Source organism: Aggregatibacter sp., assembly GCF_057314075.1.
In genome coordinates, this window is record NZ_DBHLAR010000009.1 from 24,505 (window position 1) to 42,987 (window position 18,483).

The 18,483-nt window shown below is 43.0% G+C and carries 19 protein-coding genes; 13 read left to right on the forward strand and 6 right to left on the reverse strand.

Going from position 1 to position 18,483, the window contains the following annotated elements:
- Window positions 1-26 precede the first annotated feature (26 nt).
- The 6 genes from ACO5E4_RS06840 to ACO5E4_RS06865 are packed head-to-tail and all read left to right on the forward strand — an operon-like array spanning window position 27 to window position 5,867.
- On the forward strand, window positions 27-1,538 hold the full coding sequence (locus tag ACO5E4_RS06840) for a vWA domain-containing protein (RefSeq protein ID WP_485862510.1): 1,512 nt from the start codon (window positions 27-29) through the stop codon (window positions 1,536-1,538).
- Window positions 1,539-1,580: 42 nt separating this feature from the next.
- Window positions 1,581-3,059, forward strand: a complete 1,479-nt coding sequence (locus tag ACO5E4_RS06845; protein ID WP_485862511.1) for a VWA domain-containing protein — start codon at window positions 1,581-1,583, stop codon at window positions 3,057-3,059.
- A gap of 50 nt (window positions 3,060-3,109) precedes the next feature.
- Window positions 3,110-4,591 (forward strand): vWA domain-containing protein, encoded by a 1,482-nt coding sequence (locus tag ACO5E4_RS06850; protein WP_485862512.1) that lies wholly within the window; start codon window positions 3,110-3,112, stop codon window positions 4,589-4,591.
- Between the two features lie 50 nt (window positions 4,592-4,641).
- Window positions 4,642-4,851: a hypothetical protein gene (locus ACO5E4_RS06855; RefSeq protein WP_485862513.1), complete on the forward strand. Its 210-nt coding sequence runs from the start codon at window positions 4,642-4,644 to the stop codon at window positions 4,849-4,851.
- 33 nt (window positions 4,852-4,884) lie between these two features.
- Window positions 4,885-5,451, forward strand: coding sequence for a hypothetical protein (locus ACO5E4_RS06860; protein ID WP_485862514.1), 567 nt, complete (start codon window positions 4,885-4,887; stop codon window positions 5,449-5,451).
- On the forward strand, window positions 5,436-5,867 hold the full coding sequence (locus ACO5E4_RS06865) for a hypothetical protein (protein ID WP_485862515.1): 432 nt from the start codon (window positions 5,436-5,438) through the stop codon (window positions 5,865-5,867). Before ACO5E4_RS06860 ends, ACO5E4_RS06865 begins: the two co-directional genes overlap by 16 nt.
- Window positions 5,868-5,943: 76 nt before the next feature.
- Here ACO5E4_RS06865 and ACO5E4_RS06870 read toward each other — a convergent pair whose 3' ends face one another.
- On the reverse strand, window positions 5,944-6,204 hold the full coding sequence (locus ACO5E4_RS06870) for a GrxA family glutaredoxin (RefSeq protein WP_485862516.1): 261 nt from the start codon (window positions 6,202-6,204) through the stop codon (window positions 5,944-5,946).
- Window positions 6,205-6,339: 135 nt separating this feature from the next.
- On the opposite strand from ACO5E4_RS06870, the gene nfsA reads away from it, so the two are divergent.
- From nfsA to ycfP, 3 genes are read left to right on the forward strand one after another with little or no spacing between them, the layout of a single operon-like run.
- Window positions 6,340-7,074 carry an oxygen-insensitive NADPH nitroreductase gene (nfsA, locus tag ACO5E4_RS06875; RefSeq protein WP_485862517.1) on the forward strand — a complete coding sequence of 245 codons (735 nt, stop codon included), beginning with the start codon at window positions 6,340-6,342 and terminating at the stop codon, window positions 7,072-7,074.
- Window positions 7,075-7,080: 6 nt separating this feature from the next.
- Window positions 7,081-7,998 (forward strand): ATP-grasp domain-containing protein, encoded by a 918-nt coding sequence (locus tag ACO5E4_RS06880; protein WP_006718891.1) that lies wholly within the window; start codon window positions 7,081-7,083, stop codon window positions 7,996-7,998.
- Window positions 7,995-8,534: an alpha/beta hydrolase YcfP gene (ycfP, locus tag ACO5E4_RS06885; protein ID WP_006718888.1), complete on the forward strand. Its 540-nt coding sequence runs from the start codon at window positions 7,995-7,997 to the stop codon at window positions 8,532-8,534. The genes ACO5E4_RS06880 and ycfP overlap by 4 nt, the downstream gene beginning before the upstream one ends.
- Window positions 8,535-8,587: 53 nt before the next feature.
- Here ycfP and ACO5E4_RS06890 read toward each other — a convergent pair whose 3' ends face one another.
- Complete coding sequence (locus ACO5E4_RS06890) at window positions 8,588-9,193, reverse strand: hypothetical protein (protein ID WP_485862518.1); 606 nt, start codon at window positions 9,191-9,193, stop codon at window positions 8,588-8,590.
- Between the two features lie 98 nt (window positions 9,194-9,291).
- A complete protein-coding gene (fumC, locus tag ACO5E4_RS06895; protein ID WP_109128058.1) occupies window positions 9,292-10,686 on the reverse strand; it encodes a class II fumarate hydratase in 1,395 nt (464 codons plus the stop codon).
- A gap of 221 nt (window positions 10,687-10,907) precedes the next feature.
- Here fumC and ACO5E4_RS06900 point away from each other — a divergent pair, with 221 nt between their 5' ends.
- The 4 genes from ACO5E4_RS06900 (at window position 10,908) to ACO5E4_RS06915 (ending at window position 15,583) form a co-directional block, all read left to right on the forward strand.
- Window positions 10,908-11,354, forward strand: coding sequence for a DNA polymerase III subunit chi (locus tag ACO5E4_RS06900; RefSeq protein ID WP_485862519.1), 447 nt, complete (start codon window positions 10,908-10,910; stop codon window positions 11,352-11,354).
- A gap of 77 nt (window positions 11,355-11,431) precedes the next feature.
- A complete protein-coding gene (yqfB, locus tag ACO5E4_RS06905) occupies window positions 11,432-11,761 on the forward strand; it encodes a N(4)-acetylcytidine aminohydrolase (RefSeq protein WP_485862520.1) in 330 nt (109 codons plus the stop codon).
- Entirely contained in the window at window positions 11,745-12,662 is a 918-nt protein-coding gene (locus ACO5E4_RS06910; RefSeq protein ID WP_006718876.1) for a restriction endonuclease, read from the forward strand. The genes yqfB and ACO5E4_RS06910 overlap by 17 nt, the downstream gene beginning before the upstream one ends.
- Before the next feature lie 56 nt (window positions 12,663-12,718).
- Window positions 12,719-15,583, forward strand: coding sequence for a valine--tRNA ligase (locus ACO5E4_RS06915; protein ID WP_485862521.1), 2,865 nt, complete (start codon window positions 12,719-12,721; stop codon window positions 15,581-15,583).
- Window positions 15,584-15,667: 84 nt separating this feature from the next.
- Here ACO5E4_RS06915 and ACO5E4_RS06920 read toward each other — a convergent pair whose 3' ends face one another.
- The 3 genes from ACO5E4_RS06920 to ACO5E4_RS06930 all read right to left on the reverse strand — a co-directional run bounded on the left by ACO5E4_RS06920 (window position 15,668) and on the right by ACO5E4_RS06930 (window position 18,435).
- Complete coding sequence (locus ACO5E4_RS06920) at window positions 15,668-16,948, reverse strand: type II toxin-antitoxin system HipA family toxin (protein WP_485862522.1); 1,281 nt, start codon at window positions 16,946-16,948, stop codon at window positions 15,668-15,670.
- Window positions 16,948-17,226, reverse strand: a complete 279-nt coding sequence (locus ACO5E4_RS06925; protein ID WP_485862523.1) for a helix-turn-helix domain-containing protein — start codon at window positions 17,224-17,226, stop codon at window positions 16,948-16,950. The genes ACO5E4_RS06920 and ACO5E4_RS06925 overlap by 1 nt, the downstream gene beginning before the upstream one ends.
- A gap of 153 nt (window positions 17,227-17,379) precedes the next feature.
- Window positions 17,380-18,435, reverse strand: coding sequence for an ABC transporter substrate-binding protein (locus ACO5E4_RS06930; RefSeq protein WP_485862524.1), 1,056 nt, complete (start codon window positions 18,433-18,435; stop codon window positions 17,380-17,382).
- Window positions 18,436-18,483: the final 48 nt, after the last annotated feature.

The window sequence follows — 18,483 nt, forward strand, 5'->3', positions numbered from 1 at the left end:
GCCGCGTTTTTGAAGTTGGAGAGATTATGCAACGCTTAGCAAGAGTAAATTTAGATCAACAAAATAGCGCAGCCGTGGACTTGTTTGGCCATTATGATGAGGTCACGACAATTTTACTTCGTCATCTTCCACCAAGCACCGCCACTATGTTGGCGCGACCTGAAGTGCATGGCGATGTAGTAGAGTGGTATTCCGAGTTACAAGGGCAGCCATATTTGTTAGGTAACTCCGAACGGGAACAGCAGGCTAGAAAACAGGCTGAGGGCTTGATTTCACAGCGCTTGGCTACGGTAGATAAACTGCGTGCGGAGTTGTTGCAAAAGGGCAGTATCAGTGCAGAACAAGCGACTTTATTGGAGCGCATGGTTGATGCGGCACAGCATGATTCCATCCAAATTTATATCGTCAACAAACAACCCGTGATTACCGGTTGGGGCTTGGGTAAAAAGCCGATTCCAGTCCCACCACCAGTTGTGCCTGTACCAAGTAAATCCCGTTGGTGGTTGTGGTTGTTACCATTATTATTGCTATTACTAGGTGGTTTGGCGTGGTGGTTGTTCTTCCGCCCTGAGCCGGTTCAATCTCAACCAATGGAGCCTGTGAAAGTTGAAATTTCCAAACCGGAACTGAAACCAGAACAGCCGAAAGAAGAACTGAAGCCGGAACCGCAGAAACTGGAATTTATTCCCGAGCTGGAACCCGAACCCGTGAAAGAAGAACCGATTCCTGAGCCGGAGCCTGTCAAGGAAGAGCCAAAACCGGAGCCGATGAAAGAGGATGCGAAACCGAAGCCGGAACCCGTTGTAGAGAAGGAAAAGAAACCGCAGAAAAACTGTCGTGTCGTGAAAAAACCAACAGATGTGCCGCAACTGGCGATTATTTTTAATAATGCCTCAGGAATGCGTTATACCTTATTGGAAAATGCAAAAACAGTAGCCGCTTTTGATGAACACTGGAGAATATACGGTGTTAGTCAGGATGAGGTTAATTATATGTACCGTCAACCAAATCGTTCGACGGCCTCGAAAAAATCCGTAGCTCAGTTAATTGATCGTATTCCTTTTGCCGTCGATATTGGACTTGTTGAATTAAAAAGCTGTTTATCTACTTCAACAGGCACGCCGTTTGCGACGAATCATGGTATTTTTACCGGTGGTCAGCGCGGTCACTTAAAAGCGAAATTAAAAGGCATGAATGTGCGAGAGAATCAAGTGCCGGGAACGCCGATTTATGAGGGGTTACAAAAGGCGTTAACCTTGATAGATGGTAAAGAACGTGAGGCGCTCATTGTGTACATTACCGAAGGTAATAATGACTGTACGAATAGAGATATTTGCCAACTTATTAGGCAAGAAAAACGGGTAAGACCAAAATTAAAAGTGAACATCGTGAGTATAAATTCTCCGTGGCATGACTCTGACTGCCTCGCCAAAGAAACAGGGGGACAAATTATTAGTGGTGATATGACGTCCCAAGCGAAACTCACCAATGCCATTAGAAAATCCATGAAATCGGTGGAACAAGAAATTTGCGAATAAAGTGCGGTTGTTTTTCACCGCGTTTTTGAAGTTGGAGAAATTATGCAACGCTTAGCAAGAGTTAATCTGGATCAACAAAATGCCTCAGCCGTGGAGTTGTTTGGCCATTACGACGAGATTACGACGATTTTACTTCGTCATCTTCCACCAAGCACCGCCACTATGTTGGCGCGACCTGAGGTGCATGGCGATGTAGTAGAGTGGTATTCCGAGTTACAAGGGCAGCCATATTTGTTAGGTAACTCCGAACGGGAACAGCAGGCTAGAAAACAGGCTGAGGGCTTGATTTCACAGCGCTTGGCTACGGTAGATAAACTGCGTGCGGAGTTGTTGCAAAAGGGCAGTATCAGTGCAGAACAAGCGACTTTATTGGAGCGCATGGTTGATGCGGCACAGCATGATTCCATCCAAATTTATATCGTCAACAAACAACCCGTGATTACCGGTTGGGGCTTGGGTAAAAAGCCGATTCCAGTCCCACCACCAGTTGTGCCTGTACCAAGTAAATCCCGTTGGTGGTTGTGGTTGTTACCATTATTATTGCTATTACTAGGTGGTTTGGCATGGTGGTTGTTCTTCCGCGCTGAGCCTATTCAGCCTGAACCGATAGAACCGGTGAAAATTGAAATTTCTAAACCGGAGCCACCGAAAGAAGAACCGAAACCGGAACTACCAAAAGAGGAACCGAAGCCGGAACCTCAACAGCTTGAGTTTATTCCTGAGTCGGAAGAACCATCGAAAGTAGAAGAACTACCGAAAGTGGAGGAACCTCCAAAGGTTGAGGATCTTCCGAAAGTGGAAGAACCTCCTAAACAGGAAAAACCAAAATATTGCACTAAAACTATTACGCCGGCTCAACGTCCGCAAATGGTAATTGTATTTGATGATTCCTTATCTATGTTGGCTAGTTTAAATGAAAGCAGTGCAGTAATTAACGCATTTTGGGATCGTTGGAATAATAATGAGATAATCTCGGAAGAGGAAAAAGCACATATGTTCCGTGAACCACGTCGTCTTACTACAGCAAAAAAAGCGGCTACAGATATTATTGATAAGATTGATCCTAATATTGATATTGGATTGGTAAGTTTAAGAAGATGCCCTGGAGCCAGAAATCATGGTATGTTCGGTCCGAGTAAGCGTAAAGCACTAAAAGCTCAAATTAGAGGATTGTTTCCGAAAGAGGGCGAGGAGAATATAGGTACGGCGCTTCATAGCGGTTTGCGACAAGCCGCAGCCATGGTAGATGGCGTTAAACGTGATGCTTTTATTTTAGTGTTGAGCGATGGTGAGGAAAGTTGTGATAAAGGTAATACTAATGTGTGTGCTATAGCACAAGAATTAGCCAAACAAAAACCAAAACTGAAAATTAATGTCGTCGATATTGGTGGTGCGAAAGCCGCAAACTGTTTGGCAACGGAGACCAAAGGCAAAGTGTTTACCGCTAACAGTAAAGCACAAGTTACTAATATGATTAACCAAGCCATTAAACCAATGGTGGAAAAAGAAGAGTGTAAATAATGTGATAAAGTGCGGTCATATTTCATCGTATTTTTGAGGTTGGAGAGATTATGCAACGCTTAGCAAGAGTAAATTTAGATCAACAAAATAGCGCAGCCGTGGACTTGTTTGGCCATTATGATGAGGTCACGACAATTTTACTTCGTCATCTTCCACCAAGCACCGCCACTATGTTGGCGCGACCTGAAGTGCATGGCGATGTAGTAGAGTGGTATTCCGAGTTACAAGGGCAGCCATATTTGTTAGGTAACTCCGAACGGGAACAGCAGGCTAGAAAACAGGCTGAGGGCTTGATTTCACAGCGCTTGGCTACGGTAGATAAACTGCGTGCGGAGTTGTTGCAAAAGGGCAGTATCAGTGCAGAACAAGCGACTTTATTGGAGCGCATGGTTGATGCGGCACAGCATGATTCCATCCAAATTTATATCGTCAACAAACAACCCGTGATTACCGGTTGGGGCTTGGGTAAAAAGCCGATTCCAGTCCCACCACCAGTTGTGCCTGTACCAAGTAAATCCCGTTGGTGGTTGTGGTTGTTACCATTATTATTGCTATTACTAGGTGGTTTGGCGTGGTGGTTGTTCTTCCGCCCTGAGCCGGTTCAATCTCAACCAATGGAGCCTGTGAAAGTTGAAATTTCCAAACCGGAGCCACCAAAAGAAGAACCGAAACCGGAACCGCCAAAAGAGGAACCGAAGCCCGAGCCACAGCGGCTTGAGTTTATTCTGGAGCCGGAAGAGCCAAAAGTAGAGGATCCGCCAAAAGTGGAAGAACCGCCAAAAGTGGAAGAGCCACCGAAGGTTGAGGAGCCTTTGAAAGTGAAGGAGCCACCTAAACCGGAAAAACCGAAATATTGCACCAAAACCATCACCCCGGATCAACGTCCGCAAATGGTGATTGTATTTGATGATTCCTTGTCGATGTTGTTTTCATTGTTGGAAAGTCCGGCCTCTATTCAACGTTTTATTGATTCGCCGTTTCCCACAGACGCAGAGTTTGATTATATGCGTCGTGAGCCAAATCGTATTAGTACGGCGAAGAAATCTGCTGCCGCAATCATTGATAAGATTGATCCGAATATTGATATTGGATTGGTGAGTTTAAAAGTGTGTCCCGGCGCCAGAAACCATGGCATGTTCGGTCCCGGTAAACGGAAAGCGTTAAAAGCCCAAATCAATGCATTGCAACCGAAAGACAGTGATCAGGGCACCGGCACGGCACTCTATAGTGGTTTACAACAAGCGGCATCAATGGTTGATGGCGTTAAGCGTGAGGCGTTTATTTTAGTGTTAAGTGATGGTGATGATTTCTGTAATGGAGTAAAACACGACGTATGCGGTCTTGCCCATCAAATCGCGAAAAATAAACCAAAGCTGAAAATCAATGTAGTGGATATTGGGGGGACAAAAGCTGCAAATTGTTTGGCCACAGCGACTAAAGGTAAAGTGTTTACTGCTAACAGCAAGGCGCAAGTTACCAGCATGATCAACCAAGCTATTAAGCCGATGGTGGAAAAAGAAGAGTGTAAATAATGTGATAAAGTGCGGTCGTTTTTTACCGCATTTTTGACGTCGGAGAGATTATGCAACGTCTTGCGCGAGTCAATTTGGAACAGCAAAATCTGGCTGCTGTAGAGTTATTTAGCCATTATGATGAAATTGTCAGTCTGTTAAATCGGTATTTACCGCCTAGTACTGCGTTTATATTTGCACGTTCTGAAGTTAATGGCAATGTGGTGGAATGGTATTCCGATTTGCAAGGACAACCCTATTTGTTAGGCCATACTGAATAATGGGAACAAGTAGCTCGCAAAAATGCGGAAACATTGATTTCTCAACGTTTGGAGGCGGTAGATAAATTACGTGTGGATTTGCTACAAAAAGGCACGATTACTTTCGAACAATCGGCTTTATTGGAAAGCTTGGTCAAGGCCGTGCAACATGGTTCTGTCCAAATTTATGTTGTGAACAAGCAACCGGTGATTACCGGTTGGGGCTTAGGTAAAAAGCCAATGCCGGCGGTATCATCTACGCCAAAGGTGAAAAAGTCTCGTTGGTGGCTGTGGTTGTTACTATTATTGCTGTTAGGTGGATTAGCATGGTGGTTCTATTTCTATCCGGCGCCTATTAAGGCCGAAGCGGTGGCGCCGGTAAAAATTGAAATTGCCAAACCGGAGCAAAAACCGGAATCGCCGAAAGAAGAACCAAAAAACGAGCCGGTAAAAGAAGAGCCACAGACCGAACCTGTAAAGGAAAAAATAGAAGAAGAGAAAAAAACGCCTAAACCAAGAATTGATAATAGTATAGCGGAAAAAGTTAGAGCCTCCGGCGGTAATCCAAACGGTGATTTCCGTGCTTCTTTGGTATGGCAGAAGACTTGGATTTACAATTAAATACGTTAAACGCTCACGCCAATAAATGTTCTAACGGCTATGCTGTGCTTGACGTGGATATGAATGGCGTGGGTTGCGGTAGCAACAAGCGGAATTTTACCTCACCGGTGGAAAATATTGTGGCAAAGCATCGTAACCAAATGCCAAACGGTAGTTATGTTTTTACCGTAGAACAATTTGGTGCGCACCAAGTTCCGGGCGGTTATATGTGTAAAATGCTTGATAGCGGCTATGGATTTGAGCTACAAATTAAGCTCAATGACCGAATGCGAACCTATGCTTATCGTAAGCCGATCCGGGATTGCCAACGCAAAATCAAAATGCTGGAAGTGATAAAAAAAGGTGATGATTTCCGTGTAGTTTATGTGAATCCGGATTTGAAATTGATTGCTGATGTGATCGTGCCTAACGGATAAATAGGGGAAATAAAAAAGTGCGGTTAAAAATTTATTTGTTTTTTCACCGCACTTTTTGTTTTATCACAGGGAGAAATTAGTCAATACCAAATTGTTCATGCACGAAAGCTTGGAAGTCGGTACACCCGCCAATGTGTTTTTCATCAATTAAAATTTGCGGTACAGTTTGTACCGGTTTGCCGATGATTTTCGCAATGTCTTCTTTTGTCATGCCCTGTTCAATGATATCGATGTAACGATAATCAAAATTTTCCACGGTATTTTTCAATTTTTCGGCTAAGTTTTTGGCACGTATGCAATACGGGCAACTTAAACGTCCATAAATAGTAACAAACATAATTTTTCCTTGTTGTGATGAATCAGTAGTGTGATTCTACGACCTCTCTAAAAAAGAATAAAGGGGTTTTGGGGAGGGCGTGTAATTAGTGTAAGATAGGTGCAAATTTGATGTTCGTTACAGTAAGGAAGGTTTATGTCTGAGAAAAAACTCACTTCTTCGACTTTAGATTGTATTTTAGCCCATCGTTCAATTCGTCGTTTTACGGATGAACCCGTATCTGACAAGGTGATTGAACAGCTTGTAAATGCGGCGCGTTTTGCCTCTACATCTAACCATTTGCAATGTGTTTCTATTGTGCGTATCACTGATCCGGCTATTCGTGAGCAAATGATGGCATATAGCTCCAATCAGGAGTATGTGAAATCCGCACCGGAGTTTTGGGTGTTCTGTGTTGATTTCTATAAACATAAACAAATTTGTCCAACAGCGCAGTTAGATTATGCAGAAGTCTTGCTCATCGGCGCAGTGGATACCGGTATCATGTCGCAAAATGTATTGTTGGCGGCGGAAAGCCTAGGGCTTGGCGGTGTGTATATTGGTTCTTTGCGTAATGAAATGGAAGCGGTTGGCAAATTGTTAAATCTACCGGAACATTGTTTACCGATGGTGGGGATGTGTTTGGGGTATCCCGATCAGGATCCGCCGACCAAACCACGCCTGCCGAAAGAAACCTTGTTCTTTGAAAACGCCTATCAGCCGTTGGATACCACTAAACTTGACGAATATAACGCTACCGTTGCTGAATATTATCGTCAGCGTAGCAACATTGACATGGATTGGTCACGTAATGTGATTAAGAGTTTGGATAAACCGATTCGCCCGAAAGTGTTGGCTTATTTGCAACAACAAGGTTTCATTAAAAAGTAATTTTGTATGAAATTGTTAATGTTGTGTCGTGAGCCGCGCTTGTATAGTTGTCAGCGGCTAAAACGTGCGGCGGAAGACAACGGGCATCAAATGGATATTTTGGATCCGAATCGTTGCTTGATAAAACTCCGTAAAAATCCACCGCACTTTGCATTGTATTATCAGGCAGAGCCTGAAAGTGAAGCACAATTATTGCCGCAATATGATGCGGTATTGCCTCGTTTTGGCACAACCAGTATGCTCATGGGCTGTCGCGTGTTGCACTATTTTCAGGCGTTGGGTATTCCTTGCTTGAATCATGTGGATGCATTTCGTAATGCTCGAGATAAATGGTTGAGCCTGCAGATGTTGTTACAACATGGCATCGCTGTGCCGGATTCTTTATTGGCGGGCATGGAAGTGGATGCTAATCATGCAGTGCAACACATCGGCGCACCAACAATTTTGAAAACCCTAACCGGATCGCAAGGCATTGGCGTGATTTTGGCAGAGCGGGCACAAAGTGCGGTCAGTATTTTGGACACATTAAAGCAATCGGATGTGCCCGTGTTGTTACAAGAATTTGTGGCGGAGTCCAACGGCACCGATTTACGCTGTTTTGTGATTGGTGGACGCGTGGTTGCCGCTATGCAACGTGTCGGGCAGAACGGAGAATTTCGCGCAAATTGTCACCGTGGCGCCACTGCGGAAAAAGTGATACTGACCGAACAGGAAAAGCAAATTGCTTTAAATGCCACGAAAGCGTTGGGCTTGGATGTTGCCGGCGTGGATTTAATTCGTTCTGTGAATGGTCCGTTGGTGCTGGAAGTGAATGCTAGCCCGGGGCTTGAAATGATTGAGAAGACCAGCGGCATTAATATCGCCTTGCAAATGATTTTATATTTAGAACAGAAAACCCGTAATCAAGTTGGAGTAATAAAATGATTATTTATTTACATGGTTTTGATTCCAGCAGCCCCGGTAATTATGAAAAAGTCATGCAGTTAAAATTTATTGATGGTGACGTACGTTTTATTAATTACAGCACGTTGCACCCGCGTCATGACATGACTTTCTTGCTGAATGAGGTGCATAAACTGGTGTCTGAATCGAAAGATGAGAACCCGTTGATTTGCGGCGTTGGGTTGGGTGGCTACTGGGCGGAGCGTATCGGCTTCTTGTGCGGCATTAAACAGGCGATTTTCAACCCGAATTTATTTCCACAAGAAAATATGACAGGTAAGATTGACCGCCCGGAAGAATACGAAGACATCGCCACCAAATGCGTGGAAAATTTCCGTATGAAGAATAAAGGTCGCTGTCTGGTTTTTTTATCGATTGAGGACGGCGTGTTGGATTCCAAACGTAGCGCAGATGTTTTGTCTCCGTATTACGATATTGTATGGGATGAAAACGAAAGCCATAAATTCAAGCAAATTTCTCATCATTTACAGCAAATCAAAGCATTTAAAGACGCGTAAGGTTTTTAGGAAAAAAGAAGGGTAGCATTTCGCTACCCTTTGTTTTTTGTATTCTAGCCGAATTCTGGGTTCTTGTTATTTAACGGGAAATTTGGCGGTAGTTGCGGACTGGCATCTTCTTCACTCAACGGGGCTATTTCCGGCTGTGTTTTAAATTCTTCTGCGGGAGTGGCATTTTTTTCTTTGCCTAATAATTGCGGCTGTAATTTTATAAAATTACTGTTTGGCGATAACCAAATGCCGGCAAATAAGCGGCTAAATTCCGGGTCAAATTCATGATCCAAAATTGAGTCGTTTAACATGAAATAACCTCTATCGGGCAACGCAATGTAACGTAATACATCGTTTGGTGAGAAATCCGGGAAAATAGCCTGCATGTCTTTTAGCCATGCATCACTTTTCGCTTTATCCGCTTTTAGAAATTCCATTTCTTTAATTAAGCTAATCGCAAAATTCTTGCCTTCAACGGGCTTTTCATATTTGAAAGAAAGCATGATAGGTAATTGATTTTCCTGATATGCACCGTCTTCGGTCGCCAAATCAATGGAATAAACTAAGAATGGCCCCCAATTATAGTCAGCGGTGCCCACATTGACCCAATGGGCAGAAAGTGCGATAGGAAATAAGCTCAAAATAAACAGCAGCGATTTTAATTTCATAAACAATCCGTCATAAAAATTTATGTGGGCGATTATAGCAAAAAAGACGGGAAATTGATCCCGTCTTCTTTACGCATAACTTAATTTAACGCATCACGTTATTTTAAGCTGCCCACCATATCTTCCGGACGCACCCATTTGTCGAAGTCTTCTGCAGAAACTAAGCCAAGATTAATGGCTTCTTCGCGTAAGGTGGTACCGTTTTTGTGTGCGGTTTTCGCAATTTTCGCCGCATTTTCATAACCGATATGGGTATTAAGTGCGGTGACCAACATCAATGAATTTTCAAGTTGTTGTTTAATGCGAGGGTAGTTCGGTTCGATACCTGTCGCGCAGTGTTCATCGAAAGAAACACAGGCATCTGCCAACAATTGGGCAGATTGTAAGAAGTTCGCAATCATCACCGGATTGAACACGTTCAATTGGAAGTGGCCTTGAGAACCGACGAACGCGATAGTGGTGTCGTTACCAAACACTTGTGCGCATACCATGGTCATGGCTTCACATTGGGTTGGGTTGACTTTCCCCGGCATGATGGAAGAACCCGGTTCATTTTCCGGAATTAAGATTTCACCAATACCGGAACGTGGACCGGATGCCAATAAACGGATGTCGTTAGCAATTTTGAACAAGCTCATAGCAAGTTGGCGTAATGCACCGTGTGTTTCCACGATAGCATCATGCGCTGCCAACGCTTCAAATTTGTTTTCTGCGGTAATGAACGGAAGACCGGTGAATTTAGCAATGTATTCTGCCACTTTCACATCATAGCCTTTCGGTGTGTTCAAACCGGTACCTACAGCTGTGCCGCCAAGGGCTAATTGGCGTAAGTGCGGTAGGGTATTTTTCAATGCAAGTAAACCGAAGTGTAATTGCGCGGCATAGGCAGAGAATTCTTGACCGAGTGTGAGCGGTGTGGCATCCATTAAGTGCGTACGACCGATTTTAACTACATCTTTGAACGCTTCAGATTTTGCTGCAAAAGTTTTTTGTAAACGTTCTACGGCAGGAATAGTGGTTTCGACAACTTTTTTGTATGCGGCAATGTGCATTGCGGTTGGGAAGGTATCGTTGGAAGATTGGGATTTGTTCACATCATCATTCGGGTGAATAATGGATTTTTCGCCCAATTTGCCACCGTGTAGAACGTGAGCACGGTTTGCCACCACTTCGTTCACGTTCATGTTGGATTGCGTACCGGAACCGGTTTGCCAAATCACTAATGGGAATTGATCGTCTAATTTATTTGCTAAAATTTCATCGCAAGCTTGTGCGATTAAATCACGTTTTTCCGCAGGCAACACGCCTAAATCATGGTTGGCAAATGCAGCCGCTTTTTTCAAATAACCAAAGGCTTCGATGACTTCATGTGGCATAGATGCCGCAGGACCGATTTTGAAATTGTTGCGGGAACGTTCGGTTTGCGCAGCCCAGTATTTGTCTGCCGGAACTTGAACTTCACCCATTGTGTCTTTTTCAATACGAAATGCCATGGTAATTACCTCTTAATGATTATTAATGAAAAGTCAGTGAGATTTTAACACCGCCCGACTCATCTATGAACTGAAATCAAAAACAGAAAATCGGTTTTGTGACTTAGATCATAAAGTGCGCTCCGTTGGCGGCGAAAGGTTTCGGAAATTAACATTTTATATTTCAGCCGATTTCCGCTAAAATCTGGCAATTCATTTTTCCCCGTTTGGACTTGTTATTCATGCCGAAAAACGCGCAATTTTACCTGCTTTCTGACACCTCTCCTGCGCAGTCAAATTTGTCTGCTGTGGAGAGCCTTGCTTGCGATTTAGCGGCATCTGCTTGGCGTTTGGGAAAACGTGTTTTATTGGTGTGCGAAAGTGAAGCACAGGCGCTCAATATTGATGAGGCGTTGTGGCAAAGAGAACCCGACGAGTTCGTTCCGCACAACCTTTCCGGCGAAGCCACCACGTATGCCACGCCCATTGAAATTAGTTGGACGGGCAAACGCAATGCGCAAAGCCGTGATTTGCTGATTAATCTGCAACCACAACTGCCGGAATACATTAATAGTTTTAACCAAATTATCGACTTCGTTCCTGTGGAAGAACAACCAAAAGCCTTAGCGCGTGAGCGTTATAAACAACTAAGACAGTTAGGCTGGACGTTGAGTACGGAGCAGGCATAACGATATAAAAAAACTTCCCTCTTTGGTAAAAAGGGGGGATGGTTACAAAAAACACTTAAAAAATTGACCGCACTTTTATGAACGACATCACTTTCTACCAACGCTTTGAAGCCGATATTCTCGCCGGGCGCAAAACCATCACCATTCGTGATAAATCCGAAAACCATTTTAAAGCGGGCGATATTCTGCGAGTGGGGCGGTTTGAAGATAATCAATATTTCTGCACTGTTGAAGTGTTAAGTGTGTCGCCAATTACCCTTGATGAACTGACAGAACAACATGCGAAGCAGGAGAATATGGGATTGGATGAGTTGAAAGAAGTGATTCGGAGTATTTATCCGAGTGAAGGGCTGCTTTATGTAGTTACGTTTGGTTTGATAGAGGGGAAATATGAGAACTTACAATAAAACAAAAGATTTATTAAATCCCATCTTAAATATACTTAAAACAAATCCAAATTTAGATAAATCTTCTATTATTAGTAAATTAGCTGAATATTTTAATTTAGATAATGATTTCCTGAATCGTAGATATGAAGTAAGTAATGCTAAGATTTTTGAAAATACTGTTTTGTGGAAATTAAATGATTTAGATAAGTCAGGTTTGATATCTTTTGAGAAGGTAAAAGATAAAAGATTATATTTTGTCTCTGATTTAGGTATTCAGCTTTTATATGCCTCTAGTGATGATATTTTAAAATATATTAGAGAAAACTACTTAAGAAAGTTTGATACTTCATCGGAGCAAGAAAAAGAAGAAATTACGCAACAAATTGTTGAGCTTGAGGTGAATCCACTTGAACAGTTAGAAAAGTCTTATTTAGCTATTAGAAAAGAGATTTATAATGAGATTCTTGAAGTGCTTTTAAGCAAATCTCCAGTAGCTTTTGAAAAAATTGTTATCGAACTGTTTCAAAAAATGGGATATGGGGATGGTGAGATTACACAATTAAGTCGAGATGGTGGAATTGATGGGATTATAAAAAGTGATGTTCTAGGATTTGAACAAATTTATGTACAAGCAAAACGTTATCAAAAAGATGTATCAATAGGGCAACCTGATATTCAACGATTTATAGGAACATTGCTTGGTTTACAAGGAAATGCAACAAAAGGTATTTTTGTGACTACTGCAAAATTCTCAAATGAGGCTGTAAAATATGTTCAAAATTTTTCAAAAGCAAAAATTGTTTTGATTAATGGAGATTTATTGGCTAAATATATTTATGAATATGAATTAGGTGTTCAGCCACAAAAAATTTTTAGCATTAAGAAATTAGATAGTGATTTTTGGGAAAGCTTTTCATAGTATTTTTATAAATGGTCCAATAAATAAGTTGAATCTTACTAAAAGAGAATAAATAAATGACACAAAAATTCGAAATGGCAGACCGTTTTAATCCGTCTGCGGTAGAACAAGCCCTTTATCAACATTGGGAAGAGAGCGGTTATTTTAAACCGTCTGAAAATGAAAATGCACCGAGCTATTGCATTGCGATTCCGCCACCGAATGTAACAGGTTCTTTACACATGGGGCATGCTTTCCAACAAACCTTAATGGATACTTTAATCCGTTTTAACCGTATGGAAGGGCATAATACCTTATGGCAAGCGGGCACAGACCACGCGGGTATTGCAACCCAAATGGTGGTGGAACGTAAAATTGCCGCAGAAGAAGGCAAAATCCGCCACGATTATGGTCGTGAAGCGTTCATCAACAAAATTTGGGATTGGAAAGCTTATTCTGGCGGCACAATTAGCCAACAAATGCGCCGTCTAGGTAACTCAATCGACTGGGAACGTGAGCGTTTCACCATGGACGAGGGCTTATCCAATGCGGTAAAAGAAGTGTTTGTTCGCTTGCACGAAGAAGGTTTGATTTACCGTGGCAAACGCTTGGTAAACTGGGATCCAAAACTTCACACCGCGATTTCCGATTTAGAAGTAGAAAACAAAGAGAGCAAAGGTTCCCTTTGGCATTTCCGCTATCCGTTAGCCAACGGTGCGAAAACGGCAGATGGTAAAGATTATTTAGTCGTCGCAACCACGCGTCCAGAAACCATGTTGGGCGATACGGCGGTGGCGGTTCATCCGGAAGATGAACGTTATCAATCTTTAATTGGTAAAACGGTGGTTCTGCCGTTGGCTAATCGTGAAATTCCGATTATTGCCGATGAATATGTGGATCGTGAGTTCGGTACCGGTGTAGTGAAAATCACCCCTGCGCACGACTTTAATGACTATGAAGTGGGCAAACGTCACAGCTTGCCGATGGTCAACGTGTTAACCTTAAATGCGGATATTCGTGATGAAGCGGAGATTATTGGTACTGACGGCAAAGCACTTGCCGGTTATGAAGCGACTATTCCTAAAGATTTCCGTGGTTTAGAGCGTTTCGCTGCCCGTAAGAAAATCGTGGCAGATTTTGAAGCGTTGGGTTTATTAGACGAAATCAAACCGCATGATTTGAAAGTGCCTTATGGCGACCGTGGCGGTGTGCCGATTGAGCCGATGCTAACCGACCAATGGTATGTGAGCGTGAAACCGCTTGCTGATGTCGCAATTAAAGCGGTGGAAGACGGCGAAATCCAATTCGTGCCGAAACAATACGAAAACCTTTACTTCTCTTGGATGCGTGATATCCAAGATTGGTGTATCTCTCGCCAACTTTGGTGGGGACACCGTATTCCGGCGTGGTATGACGCGGAAGGTAACGTTTATGTTGCGCGTAACGAAGAAGAAGTGCGGTCAAAATACAACTTAGATTCTGCGGTTGAACTCAAACAAGATGAAGATGTGCTAGACACGTGGTTCTCATCAGGCTTATGGACGTTCTCTACCTTAGGTTGGCCAGAGCAAACCAAAGAGCTCAAAATGTTCCACCCAACGGATGTGTTAATCACAGGCTTTGACATCATCTTCTTCTGGGTTGCGCGTATGATTATGTTTACGATGCACTTCGTGAAAGATGAAAACGGTAAACCGCAAGTGCCGTTCAAAACGGTGTACGTAACGGGTTTAATCCGTGATGAGCAAGGCCAAAAAATGTCGAAATCGAAAGGTAATGTGCTTGATCCAATCGATATGATTGACGGCATCAGCCTTGAAGATTTACTTGAAAAACGCACCGGCAACATGATGCAACCGCAGTTGGCAGAGAAAATTGCTAAAGCGACCCGCAAAGAATTCGCAGACGGCATTGCTGCACACGGCACAGACGCATTGCGCTTTACACTAGCTGCATTAGCTTCAAACGGTCGCGATATCAACTGGGATATGAAACGTCTAGAAGGCTACCGCAACTTCTGTAACAAATTATGGAATGCAAGCCGCTTCGTGCTCACCAATGACAAATTAGATTTAAGCCAAGGCGAAATCGAATTTTCCGTGGCAGACCGTTGGATTCAATCCGAATTCAATCGCACAGTAGAAACGTTCCGCAGCGCACTAAGCCAATACCGTTTCGACCTTTGTGCCAATGCGATTTATGAATTCACTTGGAACCAATTCTGCGACTGGTATTTGGAACTCACCAAACCGGTATTTGCCAACGGCAACGCAGCGCAAATTCGTGCAGCAAGCCAAACTTTGGTTCACGTGTTGGAAAAATTGTTGCGTTTAGCACACCCGCTCATGCCATTTATTACCGAAGAAATTTGGCAAAAAGTGAAAGGTTTTATGAGGATTACTGCTGATAGCATCATGTTGCAACCTTTCCCGCGCGTAGAAGAAAATGCGTTTGATGAAGAAGCTGAAACAGAGATCAATTGGCTTAAAGACGTGATTGTTGCTGTGCGTAACATTCGCGCCGAGTGCAACATTGCACCAAGCAAAGGTCTCGATCTGTTATTCCGTAATATTCCAGTCGATGAGCAAAAAATACTGGAAAAACAGACCGCACTCTTACAAGCCATGGCGAAGTTAGACAATGTCAGTGTGCTTAAAGAGGGCGAACAAGCGCCGTTAGCCGTAGCGAAGTTAGTCGGCAACACCGAAATCCTCGTGCCGATGGCAGGTTTCATCAATAAAGAAGCCGAGCTTGCCCGTTTAACCAAAGAGATTGAAAAATATCAAAACGAAGTTAAACGCATCGAAAGCAAACTCAGCAACGAAGCCTTCGTCGCCAAAGCCCCGGAAGCGGTTATCGCCAAAGAACGCGAAAAACAAGCCGAATACCAATCCGGATTAGAAAAAATTCGTGAGCAGTATAATGCGATAGAGGCACTTTAACACTAGCTATCAAAAAAACGTCGGTTATGCTGACGTTTTTTATTTTCAGAAACTAAAAGTGCGGTGAATTTCCACCGCACTTTTTTAACTTATCTTTTTCATCTGCATTTCCAATCCCATTAAAATTGGCTCCACAATTTCATCAGGCAATCCATGGGTATTTATTTCACTGACTCTTCGATATAGCGCACTGATTTCATGCAAAATGTCTTCTACTGTTTCCTTTGCTAGGCCGGCGAGTTTAGCGGTGTTGAAAATGTGGCGGAGTTGTATTTTATCCCATAAATAATGTTTATTTTCGCCGTGCCACGCCATTGCCATTTTGACTTTTTGCCTTTGTAGTCCGTTGTGTTTGATGAGCGGATAGGCGGACATCACGTCATAAAAAGGCGTTAGGCGATAGCGATTCTCTTGTTCCAAAAATAAACTGAAATTTTTGCCATGGCCGTCAATGGCACAAAGTAACCAAAAAATAATTTGCGCTTTAAAAAACTGCTTGCGATCTGCTTGGGCGTTGGATGAACCGTTGAGAAGCGACATAATTTGAAGAATGCTCGGCCCGCCGTCATTTTCATATTTTCGCGCAGGGGCGATGTTGAGTGCTTGGCACATATCTTCCTGTGGTAAACGAATTAGCCAACTTCTATTTTCAGACCAACGGCGATCAAAGCGTTCCACAATCAGTACTTTCATTTCACCGAAATGCTGAATTTGGCTTCGAGGAACCGGCAAACCTAAGGCTTTCATAAGATTCAAGCAAAGCCATTCATTTTCACAGCTGCCGGAAAGATCAAGCTGCCCTTGTGCCACCATACCAATCGGAAGTTTAAAAATATGGCTGGTCGCAGTGGAATGCAAAGGGCGTTGCCATTGATTCTGGTAATAAAGCAGTGCTGTTTTTTCCTGAGCGCCGGCTAAAGAAATTCGGAAATCCTCGCTTTCTTCCATGCCGAGAGGAAAAGTGCGGTAGTTTTTCAGCACGTTTTCCACCTCTTTGTCATTTAACGGTTCTGCATAAATTTGGCGTACTGAGCGGCTTTCTCCCTGATAAAGCTGAATTGCGCCGATACAATCCTGTCCAATCGCCGAAAGTAAATCAAATGGGGATTTCGTAGAGGTTTGGAAACGTTGTTGAATGCGTGAACGAATTTGCTCGTTGTCTGGGAGGAGATTATCGAAGAAATTGTAAACGGAATCTCCTCGATAAATTTTGTGCGACAAGGGCAGTGACAATGAAATTGGGCGCGAGCGAACAGATTCAAGCCATTGTTCTGCATACTGAAATTCGGTGGCGCCACTGCTGAGTTTTCGCCATTCACCGACTAACAAGTCATTCATGGCAACGTTTAGAATCGAGTTACTCATCACCATGCCTCATCGTCATCGTATGTTGCTGTTGGCTCTTTGATTGATAGGACAGTATCAGATGACTTTTTGCGTGGTTGCACAATGAGCTCTAGTTCTAATCCTGCCAGAATTTTAAATAGCGTTTCTAATTTAGTACGCTCCGGCTCATTCTCAAACGCTGAAATTCTAGCTTGGGTCGTTCCGGCGAGTTTAGCAACATCAGTTTGTGACAGATCGCCTTGATAGCGAAATTCACGAATTACATGAGAAAGCATTTTTGCGGTGGTGATAACCATGGTGACTCCTCATACGCTATAGCGTATAGAAATTATTTTATACGCTATGAAGTATAAAGTTTGTTTTATATCTTGTAAAGTATAATTTATGTTTTATATCTTGAGCGATATAAACTATAAATAATTAAAATTTCCACCGCACTTTTCTCTCAACTATTTTTCTCCTTTGACTGTTTCAACCCAACGCTCAATTAAGCGTTTGCTTTCCGCGTCAGCGCCAAAGCGGATGAAGTCAATATCCAATAATTTTAATTTGCTTGGATCGCTGGCTTTGGGGGACGCTTTCGCATAGATGTTGGCAGGGATCTGGTAAGAGTCGGACTCCCGCCATGGGATTTCTTGAGCTTCGGTATCAAGGACGAAATCTACGAAGTGTTTGGCATTTTCTAGATTACGTGCGCCTTTGATGATGCTTACCGATCCTAATGTGTAGCCCACGCCTTCACAAGGTAAAATGCCTTTTACCGGTGCGCCTTTGTCTTTTTCACGTACATAGCCATGCATAAAGGCAATATCAACGCCTACTTCACCGGTAGCTAAATTGCCGGTAGCTAAGCCGCTTTTGGAATATTGTGCCACATTAGCATTGAGTTTTTTCAAGTAATCAAACGCTTTTTCTTCGCCCCAAAGCTGCACTAATGTCGTCAGAAAAGAATAGCCTGTGCCGGACACGCGGGGATCGGCATATTGAATTTGATTTTTGAATTCCGGTTTGAGTAAATCGGCAAAGCATTTTGGCTCCGGAATATTGAGCTGTTTTAATTTTTCCGTATTCACGCCGATGGCGACTTCCATTAAGTAGATGATCGACGTGTAATCGCCTCGTTCATCCATTAATTTCTTAAATTGTGGCATGATGTTTTTTTGTAATGGTGAGCGGTATGTCGCGAGTAAACCTTGGTCGGCGGCTTGTAAGTGCGGTTCAAATGTGCCGCCAAACCATACATCGGCTTGTGGATTTTCTTTTTCTGCTTTGATTTTACCGAGCACGGTGCCGGTGCTGTTTCGTACAAATTGAGCATCCACGTTGTATTTTTCGGCAAAGCGTTTCGTGACTTTTTCGCAGGTCACATTTTGCACGCTGCAATAAATGGTCAGTTTGCCTTCTGCTTGGGCGTTGTGTGTATAAAACAGCATTGGGAGTAAGCAAAGTGCGGTCGTTTTTAAGGATGTTTTTAGGGGAGAATAATTTTTAGAAAGCTTGGTCATTGAGTTAATCCTTGGTGAGATTGAAAAACAAAACCAGCTAACAACTCA